The organism is Dyadobacter arcticus (assembly GCF_011762185.1).
Taxonomy (GTDB): Bacteria; Bacteroidota; Bacteroidia; order Cytophagales; family Spirosomataceae; genus Dyadobacter; species Dyadobacter arcticus.
In genome coordinates this window covers 735,107-755,473 of record NZ_JAASQJ010000002.1, presented here as the reverse complement: position 1 = coordinate 755,473, position 20,367 = coordinate 735,107, and the positions used below count along the sequence as shown (strand labels likewise).

The 20,367-nt window shown below is 44.4% G+C and carries 17 protein-coding genes; 5 read left to right on the top strand and 12 right to left on the bottom strand.

The annotated features are described in order from the left end of the window. Window positions 1–32 precede the first annotated feature (32 nt). Entirely contained in the window at window positions 33–776 is a 744-nt protein-coding gene (locus tag FHS68_RS10990; RefSeq protein WP_167269917.1) for a hypothetical protein, read from the top strand. Here FHS68_RS10990 and FHS68_RS10985 read toward each other — a convergent pair. The 3 genes from FHS68_RS10985 to moeB form a co-directional block, all read right to left on the bottom strand. Then, entirely contained in the window at window positions 773–1,120 is a 348-nt protein-coding gene (locus FHS68_RS10985; protein ID WP_167269915.1) for a helix-turn-helix domain-containing protein, read from the bottom strand. The two genes, FHS68_RS10990 and FHS68_RS10985, sit on opposite strands and share 4 nt — an antisense overlap. Before the next feature lie 178 nt (window positions 1,121–1,298). After that, window positions 1,299–1,766 (bottom strand): NADH-quinone oxidoreductase subunit A, encoded by a 468-nt coding sequence (locus tag FHS68_RS10980; protein ID WP_167269913.1) that lies wholly within the window; start codon window positions 1,764–1,766, stop codon window positions 1,299–1,301. A gap of 69 nt (window positions 1,767–1,835) precedes the next feature. Beyond that, window positions 1,836–2,882, bottom strand: a complete 1,047-nt coding sequence (moeB, locus tag FHS68_RS10975) for a HesA/MoeB/ThiF family protein (RefSeq protein WP_167269911.1) — start codon at window positions 2,880–2,882, stop codon at window positions 1,836–1,838. Window positions 2,883–3,003: 121 nt separating this feature from the next. On the opposite strand from moeB, the gene FHS68_RS10970 reads away from it, so the two are divergent. After that, a complete protein-coding gene (locus FHS68_RS10970) occupies window positions 3,004–3,507 on the top strand; it encodes a GNAT family N-acetyltransferase (protein WP_167270907.1) in 504 nt (167 codons plus the stop codon). A gap of 31 nt (window positions 3,508–3,538) precedes the next feature. Here FHS68_RS10970 and FHS68_RS10965 read toward each other — a convergent pair whose 3' ends face one another. The 4 genes from FHS68_RS10965 to FHS68_RS10950 form a co-directional block, all read right to left on the bottom strand. Further along, window positions 3,539–4,471 carry an RraA family protein gene (locus FHS68_RS10965; protein WP_167269909.1) on the bottom strand — a complete coding sequence of 311 codons (933 nt, stop codon included), beginning with the start codon at window positions 4,469–4,471 and terminating at the stop codon, window positions 3,539–3,541. Window positions 4,472–4,643: 172 nt separating this feature from the next. Next, window positions 4,644–6,206 (bottom strand): SusD/RagB family nutrient-binding outer membrane lipoprotein, encoded by a 1,563-nt coding sequence (locus FHS68_RS10960; protein ID WP_167269907.1) that lies wholly within the window; start codon window positions 6,204–6,206, stop codon window positions 4,644–4,646. A gap of 21 nt (window positions 6,207–6,227) precedes the next feature. Next, window positions 6,228–9,674 (bottom strand): SusC/RagA family TonB-linked outer membrane protein, encoded by a 3,447-nt coding sequence (locus FHS68_RS10955; RefSeq protein ID WP_229211852.1) that lies wholly within the window; start codon window positions 9,672–9,674, stop codon window positions 6,228–6,230. A 209-nt stretch (window positions 9,675–9,883) separates the two neighbouring features. Then, window positions 9,884–10,987, bottom strand: a complete 1,104-nt coding sequence (locus FHS68_RS10950) for a FecR family protein (protein ID WP_167269903.1) — start codon at window positions 10,985–10,987, stop codon at window positions 9,884–9,886. A gap of 206 nt (window positions 10,988–11,193) precedes the next feature. Between FHS68_RS10950 and FHS68_RS10945 the strand changes: the two genes are divergently transcribed. The 3 genes from FHS68_RS10945 to FHS68_RS10935 are packed head-to-tail and all read left to right on the top strand — an operon-like array spanning window position 11,194 to window position 15,234. Further along, the gene (locus tag FHS68_RS10945; protein ID WP_167269901.1) at window positions 11,194–11,604 is read left to right on the top strand and encodes a hypothetical protein; all 411 of its coding nucleotides are present in this window, start codon (window positions 11,194–11,196) and stop codon (window positions 11,602–11,604) included. Window positions 11,605–11,621: 17 nt separating this feature from the next. Further along, window positions 11,622–12,068, top strand: a complete 447-nt coding sequence (locus FHS68_RS10940; protein WP_167269899.1) for a hypothetical protein — start codon at window positions 11,622–11,624, stop codon at window positions 12,066–12,068. A gap of 28 nt (window positions 12,069–12,096) precedes the next feature. Next, complete coding sequence (locus tag FHS68_RS10935) at window positions 12,097–15,234, top strand: T9SS type A sorting domain-containing protein (protein WP_229211851.1); 3,138 nt, start codon at window positions 12,097–12,099, stop codon at window positions 15,232–15,234. Window positions 15,235–15,248: 14 nt separating this feature from the next. Here the strand turns inward: FHS68_RS10935 and FHS68_RS10930 are convergent, their stop codons facing one another. From FHS68_RS10930 to FHS68_RS10910, 5 genes are all read right to left on the bottom strand, one after another. Then, on the bottom strand, window positions 15,249–15,857 hold the full coding sequence (locus FHS68_RS10930) for an RNA polymerase sigma factor (RefSeq protein ID WP_167269897.1): 609 nt from the start codon (window positions 15,855–15,857) through the stop codon (window positions 15,249–15,251). Between the two features lie 201 nt (window positions 15,858–16,058). Continuing rightward, window positions 16,059–16,541: a RidA family protein gene (locus FHS68_RS10925; RefSeq protein WP_167269895.1), complete on the bottom strand. Its 483-nt coding sequence runs from the start codon at window positions 16,539–16,541 to the stop codon at window positions 16,059–16,061. Between the two features lie 23 nt (window positions 16,542–16,564). Continuing rightward, window positions 16,565–18,055, bottom strand: coding sequence for a PQQ-dependent sugar dehydrogenase family protein (locus tag FHS68_RS10920; protein WP_167269893.1), 1,491 nt, complete (start codon window positions 18,053–18,055; stop codon window positions 16,565–16,567). 18 nt (window positions 18,056–18,073) lie between these two features. Next, complete coding sequence (locus FHS68_RS10915) at window positions 18,074–18,505, bottom strand: c-type cytochrome (RefSeq protein WP_167269891.1); 432 nt, start codon at window positions 18,503–18,505, stop codon at window positions 18,074–18,076. A 116-nt stretch (window positions 18,506–18,621) separates the two neighbouring features. After that, window positions 18,622–20,361 carry a PQQ-dependent sugar dehydrogenase gene (locus tag FHS68_RS10910; protein ID WP_167269883.1) on the bottom strand — a complete coding sequence of 580 codons (1,740 nt, stop codon included), beginning with the start codon at window positions 20,359–20,361 and terminating at the stop codon, window positions 18,622–18,624. Between the last annotated feature and the right edge of the window lie 6 nt (window positions 20,362–20,367).

The following is a 20,367-nucleotide window of genomic DNA, read 5'->3' as shown; positions in this document are numbered from 1 at the left end:
GTTACAAAGCATATATCAACAATCACATCTTTATGAAAAACAAATTACTTTTTAGCGCCTTGCTGCTTTTTACTTTTTCTGAATTTGCACAGGCACAAACTGATAGTACCGTTCGGATTTTCAAAAGCGGAATGGCTATTTACGCGGAATTTGGATTGCTTCCCAACAACAAGGTGATCAGAGAACAGCTCTCGCGCCTGCAGGTAAAACCCTTTACCTCATTTATGGGATCAATTGTACTTGCCAAGAGGACAGAATCGGAGAAATGGTTTTCAGAGGGTAGGCTTATTTTGATGAATAGCACAAATTACACAACTGATAAGGATGAGAAAAAGGCCTATCTGGGCGGATTCGGGATTGGAACAGACGGCGGTCCTAAACTCGTGAATACGTCACGCTGGAATGTGACCATACCATTAGGAGTCGATTTAATGCTTTACCGGCTGAATATCAAGAGTAATGGTTCGGCAACGATTGCTCAGTTAGTCAATAATCCTTCAGCTTTTCAGGCTGTAAAACTGTTTACAGGAAATATAAATGTGCACGGTGGGGTTGGTGTTGACTATAAAATGAATTTTATGCCAAAGTTCAACGAAATGGTTTATCTGAGCGCCAAGGTTGCCTATCATCAGCCGATTTTAGGCAAGCGAAAATGGAGGGGTGAAAATGTAACAATAAGCGATCTGGGTAATCTCAAAGTTAATCAGGTATATGTTCAGGTTGGGGCCGTCTTTTTCCCAAAGCCTGGAAAGATGAAATGGGGAGGCATGCATTAAGAGAGTTGTTTATGACTCTCTTTTTCCAATAGCAATACCCTTAGTCGGTTTTCCAGGATTTTGATATAGATATCCTTGTCAGACTCGGTGAAATGTTGCTTATTGAATGAATTGACTGGGTTTGCAAAGTCAATGGAGCCAACAGGGCGCTCAGAAATGAGTTCGTCAATCGATGCATCCAACACTTCCGCAAATCTTTTGAGCTGCCTTATCGAGGGACTGGTTTTGCCTCTTTCGATATCAGAGTAATTTGGCTGTGACATTCCGCATTGCATGGCCATATACGCTTGTGTGTAACGTTTTTCTTCCCGCTTTGCGAGCAGGTTACTGGCAAAAATGTTCATGTAGTGTATGATTTTTGGGAGGTATTTTTTGCAAAATCTATATTTTTTACGTCAGCGCCAAGCTGTTTCAGAAATTATAAGTAGGGGTTATGAAGATATAAGCTGAGGCTATTGCCCTATTAGCAGGACACATCAGAACAAAGCAGATTTGCAAAACCTTATTCGAATCAGTTGACACCTATTTCTTATATCTTTCATTGACCTTCTGATACAAGTTGGCAGGCACCGGGGAGTTTACTTCCGGGATTTGAGGTTTTGGTAATACCCATTCAAGGTAGCCTTTGCCCCAGGCATAAGCCAACCCGAAAATGAGGAGTCCGATAAAAACGGTCATTTCGGCCATTGCATACCATCCCCAAGCACCATTGGTCTGTGAAATGAGCTCCTCGTTGCCAAATACAACAGCGCAGGGAAAGAGAAAGAGAAGCTCGACTTCGAAGAGAACAAAAATCAGCGCAACTACGTAAAACCGTACATTAAATTGAATGTTCGCATTGCCAATCGGATCCTCGCCGGATTCATACGTAGTTAACTTTTCTTCATTGGGATGACTTGGGCGCAGAAATTTTGCAACGGTCAAAACTACGCCAAGAAGCGCCAGCCCTGCGATGATGAAAAGAAGAATATAGCCGAAATCGGTAAGCATAGTGGAAAACTTGTTTCAGCAAAACTAAGGATTTGAATCAATTCAACCAATTAAGGTTTTTTGGTTAAATCACCAGCTTTTGGCCCAGAAGTTCTGCCCTTCGAAACCGCTATCAATGAGCAACTTAGCGGCTTTTTTACTGCGAATTCCGCTTTGGCAATAGAAAATAATAGTTTTGCTGGCTGGGAGCGAAGAAATATTTTCAGGAATATCAGACAAAGGGATATTTACGCCACCAAAATTATCGGCTTCAAACTCGTAATATTCACGAACATCAATCAGTTCAACCTGATCAGGATGCTGACTTTGTAACATTTCAAATTCTTCCCAGGAAATTTCACGGAGGAGAGACTGTTCTTTCTCTTCATTCTTTATTGATTGCTTTGAAACCGCATCAAATGAAGCGGATCTCGAAAACTGAAAAATGGATGATGAATTCGTCAAGGAATTGATTACCAATAATTTTCCTGAAAGAGGCTCTCCAATATCACAGATCAGTTTAATGGCTTCATTAGCCATATAACTTCCTATCAAACCTGGTAAAATTCCGATCACGCCTGCTTCTGCGCAATTGTCTTCATCACTAATGTCGGGAAAAAGGCAACGGTAGGTTGGGCCATTTTTATAATTGAAAACAGACACCTGACCCTCAAACCTTAAAATAGAACCGAAAACGAACGATTTGCCCAATTTAACACAAAAATCGTTGATCAAATACCGTGTCGGAAAGTTGTCCGAACCATCGATGACAAAGTCATAACCATTAATGATTTCTTCTGCATTGGAATCACTCAGGCGTACAGGGTAAGTCGCTGTCGTGACAAAGGGATTTAAAACCGAGATTTTTTCTGCCGCCGTGAGCGCTTTGTTTTTGCCGACGTCAGCAGCAGAATAGAGAATCTGTCTATGCAGATTAGTCATATCAACTACATCGTCATCGACAATTCCCAATGTGCCAACTCCGGCTGCGGCCAGATACTGCAATACCGGACAACCCAAACCACCCGCACCAATTACTAAAACTTTTGCCAATTTCAGCATTTCCTGTCCTCGAATCCCCAGTTCGGGCAAAAGGATTTGTCTGCTGTAGCGTTTACGTTCCTGCGGTTCAAGCATTGCTTTTTTAGTTAGCCTAACGAATCTATCAAATAAATGACTTTTTTTGCCATTAATTTTTTGAGAATTATGGGGTAACTTTAACCCTGTTTATTAACCTGCAACGACCTGTTTTACTTTGATGGATCTTATTATCAGAAGTGCGGCTCCTAAGGATTTGCCTTCTCTGCTTGAAATTATTAATCATGCGATTCTAAATACGACCGCCATTTATGATTACGAACCCAGAACATTGGACCAGCAAAAAGCATGGTTCGACCAAATGTACAATGATGGCATGCCGGTTATTGTGGCTGAATTGGAGGGTGTGGTGATTGGTTACGGATCCTATAATATTTTCCGCCCGAAAATCGGATACAAGTTTAGCGTGGAGCATTCGATTTATTTGGATGAAAAATCGAGAGGTATGGGGGTTGGGGGGAAGTTGCTGGGAAGCCTGATCCAGCGCGCGAAAGAGTCAGGGATTCATACCATGATTGGAGGCATCGACGCCGCCAATCGCGGCAGCATCGAATTCCATAAAAAATACGGGTTTGTAGAAAAAGGATATCTTAAAGAAGTGGGGTTCAAATTTGACCAGTGGCTTGATTTGGTTTTCATGCAATTGCTGCTGGAAGAGCATTAGTTAAACACGTAGTTTTAAAACTACGCCCAACTTACCAGGTCCTCTTTTTCATATATTCATCCAGTTCCGCGCGTTTCATCGGAATTTCACCGGGATTCTTGTCCAGCCATTTTAGGAAGCCCTCTTTAAGCTCGTCCGTCCACTGGTTATCGATTTGTCCGGGAGAGAACTTCCCTTCTTTGAGCATTTGAATGGCAAATTTGTCGCGTAAAGTCAGGAATTCGGCAGTCAGGATCACGCTTTCGGCCATATGTGCGGGGATAAAAATCACTCCTTCTTTTTTAGCAAGAACCAGGTCACCTGGCAGAACAATCGCACGACCAATGCGTATGGGCACATTCAAACCACTCAGAAAAACATCTTTCAAAAACGACGGATCAAAATCACGCACGAAAGCATTGAAACCCTCAATTTTGGATAACCCTTCCAAGTCTCTTACGGAAGCATCAAAGACGACCCCGTTTCCTGACTTAGCAAATATGGAAGTGCCCAAATTATCGCCGATCAGCGTGCCGCTGGCTATTTTTCCAAATCCGTCGGCCACATAAACATCCCCTTTTGAGAGCTGTTCAATTGGCCAGGAGTTGGTGTTGCCTGCACGGCCGTTTTTATTCCCGCGATCTTTAACCAGTTTTTCCACGTCTGGCCGTGACGGCATAAACTGAGCGGTCAATGCACGACCCGCAACGACGATATCATCTTTAAGTAGCTTCCAATTTCCATCGAATTGACAGTTATAGCCTTCATTTTGCAATACTACCCAAGCTTCTTCAATGGTAATATTCCTGACGCGTTTGATTAGTTCGTCAGAAACTTTCGGACGACCATCCGGGAATCTTTCACCCTTCCATTCGGATGTCAGGAAAATCAGCTCTTCTTTGGGAATGGTTTGGGCATTTGCGGAATGCAGGATTCCCAGCATTGAGATGGCTGCAACAAGGGTATTCAGGAACTTTAATTTCATAAAACAAAAATATTAACGGCAAGAATTTGGGAAGATAAAGGCTTTAATTATACTCAAGACATAAAAAGGCTATCTAATCCTCAGTCTATCCCTGCTTTTTTTTATTCCTTTAAAAGCAAGATACGGATTGCAGGATAACCCGCAACCCGTAAGTTTAATGGAGAGGTTACAATTACTTATCCCACCAAACAACACTCGAAAGCGTATTGGTGCCGCCCTGGCGGGTGCGCGCGTCGATGAAGTTGGCTTTGTTATATTGCTCTTCTGAATCGGGGATGACAAAGCGGGTCGGTATCTTGCCTCCCGTCAGGTTACCTGGATAGTTTGTTGGCGTCAACTTTGGATATCCCGTACGTCGCCAGTTAGAGAAGATTTCATACTCGTCTTCCAGGAATAAGCTGGCCCATTTCTGTGTACCGATCTGTTCCATTTTATCGGCCAGCGTTCCGGCTGTTTTGAACGGATTGGCCTTCAGGTATGCCGCAATTTTCGCATCTGAAATGACACCGGCACTGCCAAACAATGTCCATTGCTTCATCGCCGAGGTTACCGCAGCATTATATTCAGCTTCCGCAGTACTCGCGGCGTACCAACCCCTCAGGTTTGCTTCTGCTAAAAGAAGGTGAGCCTCTGCGCTTGTGAATACCAGCAAAGGTGCGCTGTATTTCAGGACAGTGGCAGGATTTGGCTCCGAATAGGTATTAAAATCCGCCGGCAAGCTGTTGAATGCGGCGTTTTGCATTCCTTTTTGCAATGCTGTAGTCGTATCGGCAGAAAACGTTTTTCCATCAGCAGAAGGCACCCAAACTATGGAGATGACATTCAGACGAGGATCTTTGGTGCTTTTAAAGTGGTCCACCAGCGTTTTTGCGAGTTTCCCGCCTTCCACATTGTCACCACCCGGATTTACATAGTCTGTACCCATTAGGCCGCTTGCAATGAAGTTTCGGCTTGCCGTAATAGACCCGTCCACATATGCAATGGTAGCCATATCAGCATCATTGATGATCACACCGCCGGCAATTGCTTTCTTTACCCAGGTTTCGGCCATAGCAGGATCTATTTCGGTCAGGCGCATACCCAAACGCAGCATCATTGAATAGCCAAACTTCTTCCATTTAGTCACATCCCCGCCATACACCAGGTCAGAGTTGCCGAAAGTAGCTTTTGCTGCGTCGAACGCTGCGATGGACTCGTCTATCTCCTTTAATAAATCCGCATAAATGGAAGCTTGCGTATCGTATTTTGGTGTAAAATTCTTATCAGTAAGTGCTTTTCCAGCCTCTGAATAGGGAATGTCACCATATAGATCTGTCAGTCTATGATACAGGTATGCTCTCCAGATACGTGCCACGGACAGTTTGTTCACGTCTTCGGGAGCAGTTTTCACCGCACCGATTACCTGCTCAATGTCGATTACCGCACCTGCGCTGGCTGGGTCGCCGCCGTACAAAGCCCAGCTGCCATTGGAATAGCCATAATTGAAATACTTGTCACCAGCAGCAGGTACCTCCTTATAAGTGGCAAAGTGTTGCATGGATTGGCCGATCGTAAGGTAGGCGGCTCCGGTGAAGTTATTACTCACTGTGGTAAGCTGGGTCCTGGTAAAAAGAAAACCAGGAACAACTTCCGTGGAAGCATTGGGATTGACATTCATTTCTTCAAACCCGTTGTCACAGGAAGCAATGAAGAAGGCCATAGGGGCCAGATATAGTAGCTTGAAGTATTTTTTCATCTTCAATAAATATTTTAATGATTAAAATTTCACTTGCAGGTTCACACCGATATTTCTCGTCCGCGGCACACCGAATGCTTCCAGGCCCTGCGCATTGCCATTGGTATAGCTGGACTCAGGATCGAAGTAATTGTTTCTCTTGTCTTTGTAAAGCAGCAAAAGGTTACGTCCAACGAGCGAAAGTGAAGCGGATTGCAGCTTGGTGCCCAGGATCGACATCTTCGCCACAGGCAGGTTGTAGCTGATGATAACCTGACGCAGTTTGATAAAATCATTATTGAATACAAAAATACCCGTATAGTTCTTGTCATTGTCGTAATAGGTATCCACATCTTTTTTCTCCCAGGTCTTCGTGAAAGGAGCTCCCTCAGGCGTTACACCAGTCACAGTTACACCGGTTTCACGACCTGGAAGCGTCTCTTTCGGCAAACCGAAACGATATGCGTACTGGTACATATTGGAGTAAACCACGCTTCCGAACTTCCCGTCTATCAGGACATTCAGTGAGAAATTTTTGTATTTGAAGTGATTCGTGATACCCATTGTCCATGGTGGAATACCATTCCCCAGTCTCGCCAGGTCACCTCTTACTGCATAGCCGCTGGCTGTATTGAATACGGTATTTCCGCTGGCGTCTTTTTTCTTGTTATAACCCCAAACTTCGCCGTACGTACCTCCCACATAATTGTTGATAATACCGCCACCTACGCCGGTACCAATGGTTAGGCTTGGGAGTTTATCATCCAGTTTAATGATCTGGCTTTTGTTATAAGCCATATTATAGCTAACGTCCCAGGTAAAGTCAGAAGCTTTGACCGGCGTTGCAGTTACCAAAATCTCGACGCCTTTGTTACTCAATTCACCCAGGTTTAGCAGGGCGGATGTGTAGCCGGAAGAAGATGCAATGTTGCTTTGAACAATATCATTGGTTGTTTTCCGATTGTACAATGTCAGATCAAGACCGATACGGTTTTGAAGAATTTTGGCTTCGAGGCCAATTTCATAGGTTGTAGAAGTTAATGGTCTCAGGTTGGGGTTAGGTACCAATGCCGATCCCAGTTGTTGCACCGGCCGACCATTATGGCCACCTTGTGCCATGCTGTAACTTTGATATATTTGGTAAGCAGCCACGTTTGCACCACCCACCTGCGCCCATGAACCACGCAGTTTTGCAAAGCTTACGGCAGATGGCAACTTGAATGCTTCTGAAAGGATCAGCGATCCACCGATGGCCGGGTAAAAAATGCTGTTGCTCGCCGTGTTCAGCACCGAGAACCAGTCCTGACGACCTGACATTGTGATGTAGGCAAAACCTTTGTAACCCAAATCAACCGAACCAAATAAGGAATTGATGCCACTTTCGGTATAAGTAGGAACCGTGGTAGTGGTTGCCAGATTAGTAAAGCTGTAAAAGCCCGGAATGGTAAACTCGGTTCCGTTAAATGCCGTTTGATCGTAAATACTCCGCTGCATGTTACCACCCGCCAGCGCTGAAAAATTAAGGTCCTCGGAGAAATCCTTGCTGTAATTCAGCGTAAGCATTCCGTTGGTTTCCGACGAGGTAATTTTCTTCGACTCGTATTTTCCCAAAGGCTCGTAAGCATTGGCAGTGGGTACTACGAATTCGTAATTGAAGTTGTAGTAATCCTGGCTTACACTTCCTTTGACAAACAGGTTGTCCAGGATATCATACTTAATGTTAGCCTGTCCAAGGAAACGGTTCTTGCGGTCTTCGTTTTTGAATTTATTAATTACAAAATAGGGGTTTGGAGCGGCAGGTACCGGGTTCCATTCCACCTCTTTGCCGGTTGTTGCATCATAACCTGGCGAAAGGCTTCTGATGTCTACAGTGTTGGCAATCAAATGGGTAGCCCAATGCGGGTTATAGTCCGCATAACCTACTTTTGGCCGGGCGTGGCCATTTTCAATGTTGTACTGGACAACCGTTTCAATGCTCAATTTTTTACCCAGATAGGCATTCAGGTTCAGATTGGCAATTCTTCTGTTAAATGAAGAATTGGGCACAATGCTGGTTGCGCTGGTATTATTCAGGCCAAAGCGGAAATTGACAGTTTCGTTGCCTCCCGTGAATGAAATGGAATTAATGTAATTCTTACCGGTCCGATAAAAGTTTTTCAAATTATCCTTTTGAGGCGAATAGGTGCGCATTTGTCCATCAAATTGGATCACATTCGTACCATCCATTCTCGCTCCGTATGATAGACGGCCCGAGCTCTTGGCCTGCGTTTGCGTCGTCGGTTTTACACCATCCACACCTTGTCCAAATTCATATTGCCAGTCGGGAATAATCGAAAGATTATCCACACTGAAATTACCATTGTACTCCACACCAATCCCTTTTTGCGCGCGTCCCTTTTTGGTTGTGATCAAAATAACACCATTGGAAGCGCGGGCACCATAAAGCGCAGCAGCAGGACCCCCTTTCAAAACGCTGATTGATTCAATGTCATCCGGGTTGATACCACCGATCCCGTCACCCCGGTCCGTATTGTTACCGTTACCATCCGAAGCATTGCCGCCACCCGGAACGCTGTTGTCCATGGGCATACCATTGATCACATACAAAGGCTGGTTGTTCCCGCTGAGCGATCCATTTCCACGAATGATGATACGGCTGGAACCACCCGGACCAGTCGACATACCAGTAGCGTTGACACCTGCAATTTTTCCTGTTAATGCATTGGCCACATTGTTTTCACGGGCTTGCGTAAACTCACTTCCTTTTACCTCCGTTACCGCATACGCAAGTGCTTTCTTTTCTTTCGAAATACCCAAAGCAGTTACAACAATTTCATTCAGTGCCTTTGCCTCAGGCTCCAATTGTACATTCAGGGCAGTTTGGGTGCCGACGGTGATTTCTTGTGAAGTATAACCTACAAAACTGAATACCAAAACTGTGGATGCCACTTCTTCGTCAGCGATATCCATTGTATATTTTCCATCGGTGTCAGAAGAAGTTCCGCGCTGGGTACCTTTTACCAAAATGCTCACACCAGGCAAACCCACGCCTGTTTCGTCGGTTACCTTACCGGTAACATTGCGTTTAGGTGCAACCTTACTTGCCGGAATATCTGCCTGCACTGGTAACTGCTCACGTTTCAGGATAATGCGGTCCTGAACCACTTCATAAGTCACTTTATGAGGGGACAAGACTTTGGTAAGTACATCTGAAAGAGTTTCTTCCTGAAATTTATAGGACGATTTCTGATTGCTGAAAATCTGAGGGTTATACATAAACTTAACCTTCGTCACATTTTCAATTTTTTCCAGCGTCTTGTCGATATCGGCATTGGATAGGCGTAGCGTTACTTTTTGTTCTAAAACTCTTTGTCCACGGGCGTCGTTGGCATGCACTAGCGTGCCAACAGCGATGGAGAGTAAGGCTTGATACAGCGTAATGCGCATGATTTTCTGTAAAGCATGATGAAATTGTACTGGTTTTGGCATAATTTTGATTTTTGTCGGGTTAAAATTCGGCATCAAATGATTCCCGGACAGTTCCCGCCAAAAGCGGGAATGTCAGCTTGAACAAACGGGGGATTAACTTGGGTCGATGAAGTTGCAGCTTCATCGGCTTTTTTCAACGGGTCATTGGTGATAGATTATCGTCATAGGCGTCAGAAAGATTTTTAATTAATTATATAGGAATGCGCTGATTACCAGCAGCCTTTGCTGGTAATGATGATACTGGCGTCCATCTGCTCGTACTGGGCACCGATTGTCTTACAGATCAGGTTTATTTTTTCAAAAAGCGGTTCATCGGAAAGCGAGGCAGTCAGGTAACAATTTTGCATCACTTCCCCATCAAATATGATCGTTACCCCATAGGATTTTTCCAAAGTGGCAAAGACCTCCGTTATAGGCGTTTTCTTAAATTCAAATGATTGGCTCTGAATGGGTAGTTCTAGCAATTTCGGGTTTGGGACGAGACTTCTGGTGAGCCGCAGCTCTTTGGCAGTGTACGTAATCTGCTGATTAGGCGTCAGTACCATGCCACCAAGCTCGTCGTTCGCATGCTCGCTTGCCAATGCTTCCTTTGTCATCGGGAACACCGAAACTTTACCCGTTTTTACCACCACTTTCACTTCCTTGTCATCGTCAAAGGCGCTCACTTTAAAGCTGGTACCCAAAACTTTCGTCGCCAATGTGTGTGCGTATACATAAAAGGGTTTGTCAGGATTTTTGGCCACTTCAAAAAATGCTTCCCCATTCAGGAACACTTCTCTTTTGTTATTTTCAAATTTTTTTGGATAGGTGATGCGGCTTTCAGGCTGTAATAAAACAGAACTCCCATCTTCCAAGATCACGAGCTGTGCTTTGTCCGATGTGTTTTTCACCTCCACCAGAGGCTCGGTAATCTGGCTGAGAATCGCTTTATATTGATCCGATTGCTGTTGGGAAGTCGTTTGTTTGTTAAACAGCCAACCTGCGAACAACAGGATCAGTACAGAGGCCGCCATATGATACCAATTTGGTCTAAAACGGATCCAGATCGACGATTTCTTGGCCGTCTTTTCGCCAATTGCATGCGAAAGCCTGTAAATTTCATTGGCAATCTCCTCATCCGAAATCCTATCAAATTCACTTTCCGTCATCGCCAGAAAATGCTTCGCTTTCATGACCATTTCCAGCCTGTCAGGGTTTAATTCCAGCCATTCGGTCCAAAGCTTCTCGTGTTCAGGATCATTGTATAAAATCCAGTTTCTGAACGAAGGATCGGCAGCAAGCTCCTCCGGAAGAAAATTGCGGTAATTGGGCATATAAGGCAAATGAAAATGCGGCTAATTTCAATAAGGATGCATAATGATTGGGGCGATACTCTTTTTCTAAAAATTATTTTTCGAATGTTCGACCGGCAGATCAATGAATCTACCGCAGGATCATTCAAATCCATCATCCAAGGAAGTATTTGATTTATTTGACGAAGTAAGTTTTGGAGTTCGTCAATAATTAAAAGGAGGGAATTATGACTTTATCAAAATTAGTATTTGGGATCATGTTAATGGTAGCCCTGGCAAGCTGCGGCCCATTATTGAATAGAGTAACAGTTGTCTATGGCTTGATCACAGATGAAGATGGGCAGCCGGTGGATAGTGTTTTGGTTGAAATGTATGGGGGCCGAGCTATATCAGTATCAGGTAGTATTGGGGAAGCTTACTCGAATAAGCAAGGATTCTATGAAATCGAGGTTGATGTGTCCCACGAGTGGTGGGTTGCAAAAGTCGGCATTCCTTTCTATTCATTTGAAAATAAAAAACCTCTGAAGCCATTTAAATCTTACGAATCCACAAGAAATCAAACGAAACCTAGCTCGGGGGAATCTGGGTTAACAATGGGTTTAAGAACAAGATGTGACTTTAAACTCATTCGCAAATAACTTTTAAACACATAGTCATGAATCAAAAACTCAGACTCCCAGGCTTACAAAAGGCAATTAAACAGTCTCGCACGACGGTCATTCTTCTCGGAATCACTTTTTTTCTTACGAATTGCTTTTCGAAACAGGATCGAACGACGACGGTTTATGGTACAATTACCGATCATAATGGGCAGCCGGTTGATAGTATTTTGATAGTAGTTCAGGGCCTCAGGGACTTGACTTATGAAGAGCTACGAAGAACATATTCAGATAAGAATGGGATGTACGAAATGATTGTCGAAGTACCGAAAAAATACAATGCTGTAAATTCAGGCATCCCGTCTTTCCCGATTGAAAATAGAAAATTCGAGAGATTTTATAAAGGGTACGAAGTATTTCAAGATGGCAAGTCAACAAGCAGCTGTTGTTTTTCGTCAATCGGCGAAAAAGCGAATTATGATTTTCAACTAATATCTAAGTAATCAATTATCCATTTTAACATACACAATCATGAAGCATCTCCCCAAATGCGAAAGAGGAAAACTATGCAGTTTTCTTTCGGCTCTCGTTTTTACCTTTTGCTCCACTTTTGCCCAGGATTTTCAACAACAAAGGCAGAATCAAATCGACAGGCTTGATGTGACAGGTCTTGAGAAAACATTATTGCTAAATGCAGGTCTTACAAACGAAATAGAAAGCAATTACTTCAAAGAGCGTTCAACGAGTAATTTTCCAACATCCGAAAAGGTAACTGCAGAAGAATGGCGAAATCTTTATGAAAGGCTCATTTATGCCGATCTCAGAACAGAAGGGTCAAAAATCAAGGGCATTAATACCCTTGAAGAGACAGACCCATATAAATTAACTAAAAGCAATGTGATCCCAATTGGTATTATGAATCTGGAAAGTATATATATGTCCGTTAGTGAGATAGCCGATAACGAGGCAAGAAAAAAGAATGGGGAATCAATCGATTTTTCTATTTATAAAAAGTTCAACATTATCTACGCATCTGTCTTACAGGAAGATGTTTATCAATCAGAGGTTGAATTTAGTTTTAGTCCGGAGTTATACATTACCAATCATCCTTCCAAACTGGACAGCGTTGCGCTGGATTTTCAGGATGGAAAAGGGTTCAAAAATTACAGCGTTTCAGACAAACTTATTTCTCATCGCTTTGGCTCAACCGGACTAAATCCAATCGTTATTCGTTTCGATGCCAATGGTAAAACTTGGCTATTCGAAACCAGCGTGAATGTGCGTCAGCTCGAAAGAGTTACACCCTATAAGGAATTTCAACTATTTGCCAACCGCATTTCAACGGATACTGCCAAGTTCGACAGGTCAGCTAGAACGATGCTTGCAGGAGGGAACGTAAGAATCATTCTCGGATGTGACCAGCTATTTAATAAGCCTATAATCATTGCAGAAGGATTTGATATGGGACAAAATGTGACATTGGACGCGATTGAGGCGAATTATAGAATTCCCCTTTCGCAATACCTCACGGAGGGTTATGACTTGGTTTTACTAGATTATACAGATGCCCGAACTGCCATCGAGGACAATGCTCAGGTTTTGAAAGCTTTAATACAGCAAGTGAACCAGATGAAAATAGGCAACGATCAGTCAGTCGTAATTGGTGAAAGCATGAGCGGCCTCGTCGCACGTTGGGCATTGAGGCAAATGGAGAATGAGGGCATTGCGCACCATGTCAAATTGATGATTTGTTACGACACGCCTCATCAAGGGGCAAATGTTCCTGTTGGACTTACCCAGCTTCTGTGGGAAGCGAATCCTAGTTTATTCACACAGGTAATACTCAAATTTTTTGCAAAAAAATGGCGCAATTTTTATCAGGCACTTGCCACACCGGCAGGAACCCAGTTGCTCTTGCATTGGGGTGGTCAGCTCACCGGAGGAGTCGGAAGTAAAGCGCCTGCTTTTGACGCATTCCGCTCACAATTACTGGCATTGGGCAATGGAGGCTATCCGCAACAATCCAGGAATATCGCAATCATTCATGGTAGCATGAATGCGGGTGATAGGACTATTTTCAACAACTATAATTATGGAAGCCGGATATTGAGAAGCTGGACACCATTTGCGTTACAGAATAGCAATATTGATGTGCACACAAATGCGCTGAACCAAAACGAAAGCGTATTTCGGTTTGCTACATGGGGTATTTTCGCAAATGCCGTCGGCATAAACAGAAAATATAGCAGTCCGCTAAACGACGATTTTCTTCCTGGTGGACGATCGTCCGCTCCCGTTCCGAATAAGCTGTTTAAGGAAACTTCCAACTTTAATTTCTGCTTTGTGCCTACTTTTAGTTCCATAGATTATCAAGGGCCTAGAACAACACAAAGTGAACGGGAATTATTGAATGTATCATCTATTACTAATTCTCAGACTCCTTTCTCGACGATTTATGGTGGATTAGCAGCTAATACTAACACGGCACATGTTTCCGCAGCTTTCATAGGCTGGACTGCAATTGGACAATCCGAAAACCTCTTAACAAACATCCCCGCCTGCCCAGCCCTCCCAATCCCGCCAGTCCCAACCATTTCCACATATAATACCTGCTACCCGTTTAGCGAGAAGCGGACTACGGAGGATAACACAGCCAACATCAGCGTTTCCCTGGCTACCCCGTCGAACGGGCAGTACATTCACAACTGGACTGTGCTGCCAACGCAGCAGGCTTTCACCTCAACGGGCGACCAGATTACCTTTCAGGCTGAGCGGCCTGGGGCTTACCAGATAATATGCGTCCGGACTTATCCAAACCGCCGGGATCTGCAATCAGCTTTTACCACCACCATGATCGTGGATAATTGCGATGATACCACAGTAGTTCCTGAAAGCTCGAACCCGCCCATAATTCCCGACCCAGATCCTGCCGACGTTTGGGAAGGGGACTTTTTATTGACAACAGCAGCAGACCTATCCGTTTTCGCACACTACACGCCTGCACCTAAAACATTGTACGCGACCCTGGCTGACGGTACGTTTATTTCCAGCACTGTCCTGGAAGCCAGCGGGATGTTTGAAGAATTTGCGGCTTTGTTTGCAGAAATAGATCCGCGCATCGCACTCCCTGTCACATTAACTGCATTTAATGTAACAGCGAAAAGGAAAACAGGATCGTCGGCCGCAATCCTCTTAACATGGTCCACCAGCAGTGAAATCAATAGTGACCACTTTGAAATTGAAAAAAGCAACAATGGAAAAGATTGGGAAACGATTGCCGGTGTTCAGGCTAAAAATGACAGCTCCGAAAATGAAGATTACTCTTTCGTGGACACAGATTTGGATTTTACTACGACGTATTACCGCCTGAAAATGGTCGATCAGGACGGCACATTCGCATATAGCAAGATACAATCGCTTAGATTCGGAGTAGAACATGAGATAGTAGCTTTTCCCAACCCGATCGATACAGGGAATGAATTGCAATTACTGCTGGGAGATCAGCAGATAGCCAGCATCAGGATATTTAATTTAACAGGAAAGCTGGTGTTTGAATCGGATCGGCCGACACAAAAATACATTGTGCAGGACTTACCAGTCGGGAAGTATGTATTGGAAATTCGCCTCAAAAATGGAAGCAAAAGCAGCCGGACGTTTGTGAAGAGATAGTCGATAAGCTACTATTAGAAGCTGATGTAAATAAAAATTAACATGTGCGCTGCCCAGAGCATCTGACTTTTCAAAGAGTTAATCGCCTTAAAAAGCAGATTTGCAACAGATTGCCGATTCACCTGCATCAGATCGGCAATTTGCTCATTATCCATTCCTTCAAAATATTTAAGGAAAATAGCTTCTTTCTGGCGGCGGGGGAGCTCGTTCAGTGCGCTTCGAACCTTCACCTGATTTTCGGCGAAAGCCTCGGAATGTTCGATTTCGGTTTCAATGTTCTGGTAATCAGAAATTTGGCCCGCTTCGTTGAGGTCTAGTAGCGAATGTGCTGCATTGTTACGCCGAAATTCCTGCATTAATTGATTGCGTAATGCACGAAGAAAATAGATGGTAACAAACTGAATGTTAATCCCCTCGCGCTTTTCCCAAATGTGAATCATTAGTTCCTGGATGGAATCCTTGATAAACTCCCGATCGGAGGTGAATTGGGTAGCGTAACCGAAGAGTGTCCGGTACTGCTTATCAGCGAGCTGGCAAAATGCGAGGCTATCTCCGGCTTGGGATTGGTGCCAGAGGTTTAAGAGAAAAACATTCTCTTCCGCGATGCGTTGTCTCTTGTTCAAAGTTGATTCGGTAAGACAACAAAGTAACTGTTTGTCGCGGAATTTTAAAATATAACAGCAACTTAATTTTTTTATTTAAAATTATCTGTCGGGTAATTGGACAATAGCGAAATATTGTTGGTTTTTCCGGTTTTTTTTATTGAAGGGACTTACAAAGTCTTAAAGACTTGGCAAGTCCCTTCAATAAAAAAAACCGCCCGACTAGATATAAGCAATGCAGTCGATTTCAATCAGCGAGTTACCGGGAATTCCTTTAACGGCAACTGTGGTACGAACCGGAGGTTTTTTTCCGAAGCGGCCTTTGTATACCGCGTTCATCGTTGCCCAGTCCTCGATTTTGTCCAGATATACATTCACTTTCAAAACCTTATCCATCGAAGAACCTGCTTTTTTCAACTCCTCCTCGATCGCATCCAAAACAATTTTTGTATGCGATGTCACGTCACCCGGAACGTGGGCGCCTTTACCGGCGATAAAAACCATATTATTGAAAATGGTGTGTCCGGCAAATAAATCCTGCGACATTTCCATTCCGCCACTTTCATGTCTAGAAGCGGAAGCCTCTATCGGAGCCGCCTCTGCCCCTGCCGGGCCGGCCACAACCTTGGATGCAGCGCCGATTCCAGCGATACCAGCAACAGACGCAAACAATTTTTTGATAATTGATCTTCTTTCGGATTTCATATTGGTTTTATTAAGGTTAGATATTAATGGTCATTACGATTTTTTCTTTTGTTTCTTCTAGCCATTTTCTCGTTAGCCGGCATTGTAATCTTCCAAATACTTCCTCCCGCCTTATTTCCCCCTTGCTTACCTCCGTATTCGATGATATACAAGCTGTTTCCGACCAGCAACGCGTCCGTTGGGGCTGTGAAATTTTCTATCAATCTGGTTGTCTTCATCTTATAGTTGTCCGACGCTTTATCGTAGACCATATCCAGGTGCAGCAGATCCTTCCCTTGTCTGCGCAACGGGCTTGGATTAACGACGCCGTTTCTCGGTCCACCTGCATATCTGATCACAAATCCATCACCAGTGAAATCTTTGCCCAGGGCATTCTTATTATCAAAGAAAAGCGCCAGCGGTGAAGAATGTGCATTGAACGTTCCGACTGTTGCGCCGGTAGTATCCCCATCCATAACCGCACCCGTTTTCCGGTCGCGGTACTCGTTGGCATCAGGCCCGAGGTTCTGTACTGATGGGCTGAATGTTACACCAGCAGGTCTTTTTGGGAATTCGGGATCGTTGTGAAAGTACTTCATGAGCCACGCGGAAGCAAATTTGCTCAGGAAAGGATCTTTTTCAGGGTCTGGCTGGAAGTCGGGATATTGCTGAGGATTGTCGATGCCGCCCATCACCCAGGGAAAACCATAATGATGACCCTGCCTGATCCAGAACATATCTTCAGGGTGATCGTAATCGCCTGAATTGGATACGCCAAACAAATTTCCCTTTGCATCGAAAGCCATGTCGTAAGCATTCCGGATGCCTTCTGCATAGAGATAGCCATCAGCTTTCAATTTGGCTGCATCGGTTGAAAGTAGAAGGTCTTTGGCATTAATGGGAAATCGAAACACGTTAGAAGTCAATGCATTGTCGCGGGCATTGGGGTATTGGCCATCATTGTCCTGCACTTCTCCATGATCCGTTCTCGCACCGGTATTCACAAAAATGTATTTCTCGTCTGGACTGATCTCCAATGCATTCCAGCCGTGATCGAAAGTTGTTTTGTTAGCACCATATTCAACGGTATTGAACACAACCGTCATTTCGGGCTTATCCACACCGGTTTTCATTTCGTAACGGACCATTCTTCCTTTGTTTCCTTTGTTATTGTTCACACTCACATTGCCAGCCAAAAACAATGTATTGCCGTGAAAAGCAGCTCCCTGCAAACGGGGAATGCCATGATCTTCCACCGTAAGAAGTTTTTTGCTTTGTGGTTTTCCGTCGACATCCACAATTTTCAACACGTCCCCAAAAAAGGTAGTATAGTGAATCTCCCCTGAAACCGGATTTTGAATGATCCGAACCGCCTCGGGTTCTACTTTCATATACTCTTCGATGACAATGTCTTCACGCAGGGAAAGCGGTGTTTTGGTAACGACTTCCGTCCGTTGCTGGGCAAAAACGCCAACGGCTATACCCAGAAAAAGCAGGGTATAGCCGGTTTTTAGTAAAAATTTGGAATATAACATTTATGGTATGGTTCAGGATTAATCGGTTTTGCCTAAATGGCGAATGTATGCCACCAATTGCCAGCGCTGCTCGTCGGAGAATACATCTTTAAAAGGGGGCATATTACCCCGGCCGGTCGAGATTTTCCAGAATAAAGCGCCGTCACTTTGCACCTTAACGAGCGTGTCGTGGAAATTAGCGGGTTTCTGGCCTAATGCTCCGCCTGCTGCCCCGTCGCCATAACCTTCGTCGCCGTGACAGGAAGCGCAGTAAAGTGTGAAAAGCTCTTCTCCCTGCGCGAGGGTAAGCGGCTCTTCATGATAGGGACTTTTTAGGGTATCTGCCCACGCCGGGGCTTTCCATGGATCCTGGATGGAATGATGAACCGGCATTATTTCCGGTGAAAACCCTGCAAGGCCAACCCCTGAAAAAATGATAATACTGGCGGCGAAAAGTTTATTTCTGCGCATTCAACTTAATAAAAATGGTGATTTATAAACTTTGCCATTCTCCCTCCAACCCCTTAAAGGAACACTCAATTGCCGGAGAGTAATATCCGCTTAAACAGGTTGGAAGGAGAAAAGCGTTATTTCAAACTATCAATGGCAGCCCGTGCTTTGGACACTTCTTCAGTGCTGATCGGGCCTGCACTGTTTCCAAAATTGCTTCTGATGTGTGTAAGTACCTCTGAAATTTCCTCATCCTTTAAAAAACTATGCTGGGGCATCACATTGTTGTAAGATTGACCTTTCACATCAATCGGCCCCTCCAATCCCTTCAATAAAACATTGATGAGCTTTGTCTTATCTCCCATCACCCATTCAGCCCCACCGAGTGGGGGAAAACGCTGCGAATCACCCATTCCATTACGCTGGTGACAGGCGCTGCAATACACACCGTATACTTTTCCGCCAGCAATCGGTTCATCTTTGTCGAGATTATCATTGACAAAATCCGGCGTACGAATGTGGGTTAAAGACTTTCTTTTCTCCTGGGAAGCCAGTGAAGATTTACCAAATTTCTTCTTGTTGCCTTTATAAGTCACTTTCCAGATTTTGCCTTTTTCAGTTTCCCCAATGTAAATAGAGCCGTCAGGTCCCATCGCAATCCCCATCGGGCGATATATCGCGTCGCTCACATTCACAATTGGGTCGATTCCGGCAAAACCATCAGCGAAAATTTCGTATGGACCGGCTGGCTGGCCGTTTTTGAAAGGCACGAAACCAATGAAATAGCTGGACTGCGGATAAGGTGCTCGGTTTGTGGAGCCGTGAAATGCAATGAAGGAGCCGTTTTTATAATGTTCAGGAAATTGATTTCCCTGATAGAAATGCAGATCATTCGGTGCCCAGTGGCCTGGAAAACCAATCAGCGGTTTTTCATATCGTTCACAATCTCCAACTAGCTTTCCATCGCCGCCGTATTCAGGATTGAGGACTTTTTTGCTCTGCATCTGGTCCCAATAGCAATAGGGCCAGCCTGCATGGGTACCTTCTTTGATTCTTAAAAATTCCTCTGATGGCAGCATCGCACTTTCCCAGCCATTGAAAAGCTGTGGCCAGAGTCGCAATAAATCGTCGCGACCATGCTGTAATGCGTAAAGATTGTTATCTGTGAAATTCCAATCCAGCCCCACCACGCTGCGCAAACCTGTTGCAAATTTGACACCATCCTTCTGATGTTGCCCGGGCTTACTCGCATCAAACTTCCAGATACCACCGTGATCTTCCAAAATGGGGCATGGGGTCAATCCTTTATCCCAAGGCGTCCGATTGTCTTCCTGACAGGCATTGGAATTGGCCCCAAACGGGACATACATAAAACCTTTGTCGTCGAAGGTAAGCGGCTTTGCAATGTGCTCATGCATGCCGTGCGGGTGGTCGTCGGTCAGGATCACCTCTTCCTGGCTCGTTGGGACCAGTTCTCCGGGTGTTAACTTATAGCGATAAACAATTAGTTCGGAACTGAAATACATATATCCTTTGTAAATGCGCATGGCAGTTCCATAAGACCTTTCTTTGGCCGCTCCGCCAAAACGTTTGATAATATCTGCACGTCCATCCCCATTGGTATCGCGCAGCGCAATCACCGATTCACCTTTGTCTGCAAATCGCGCTTTCACATAAATATCGCCATTGTCATTCACCGCAATGTGCCGGGCTCGTCCTGGCAAGCTATCCGCAACAACAACAGCCTCAAAACCATCAGGTAAATACAATCCGCCGTTTTTGGAATTGAAAGGCTTGTCGTCATGATCAGAATGCTGCGTAAATCCCAGCGCAAAAAGCAGGAGGAATTGGGCAAGGAGGGTCAGGTAGGTTTTCATAGGGTT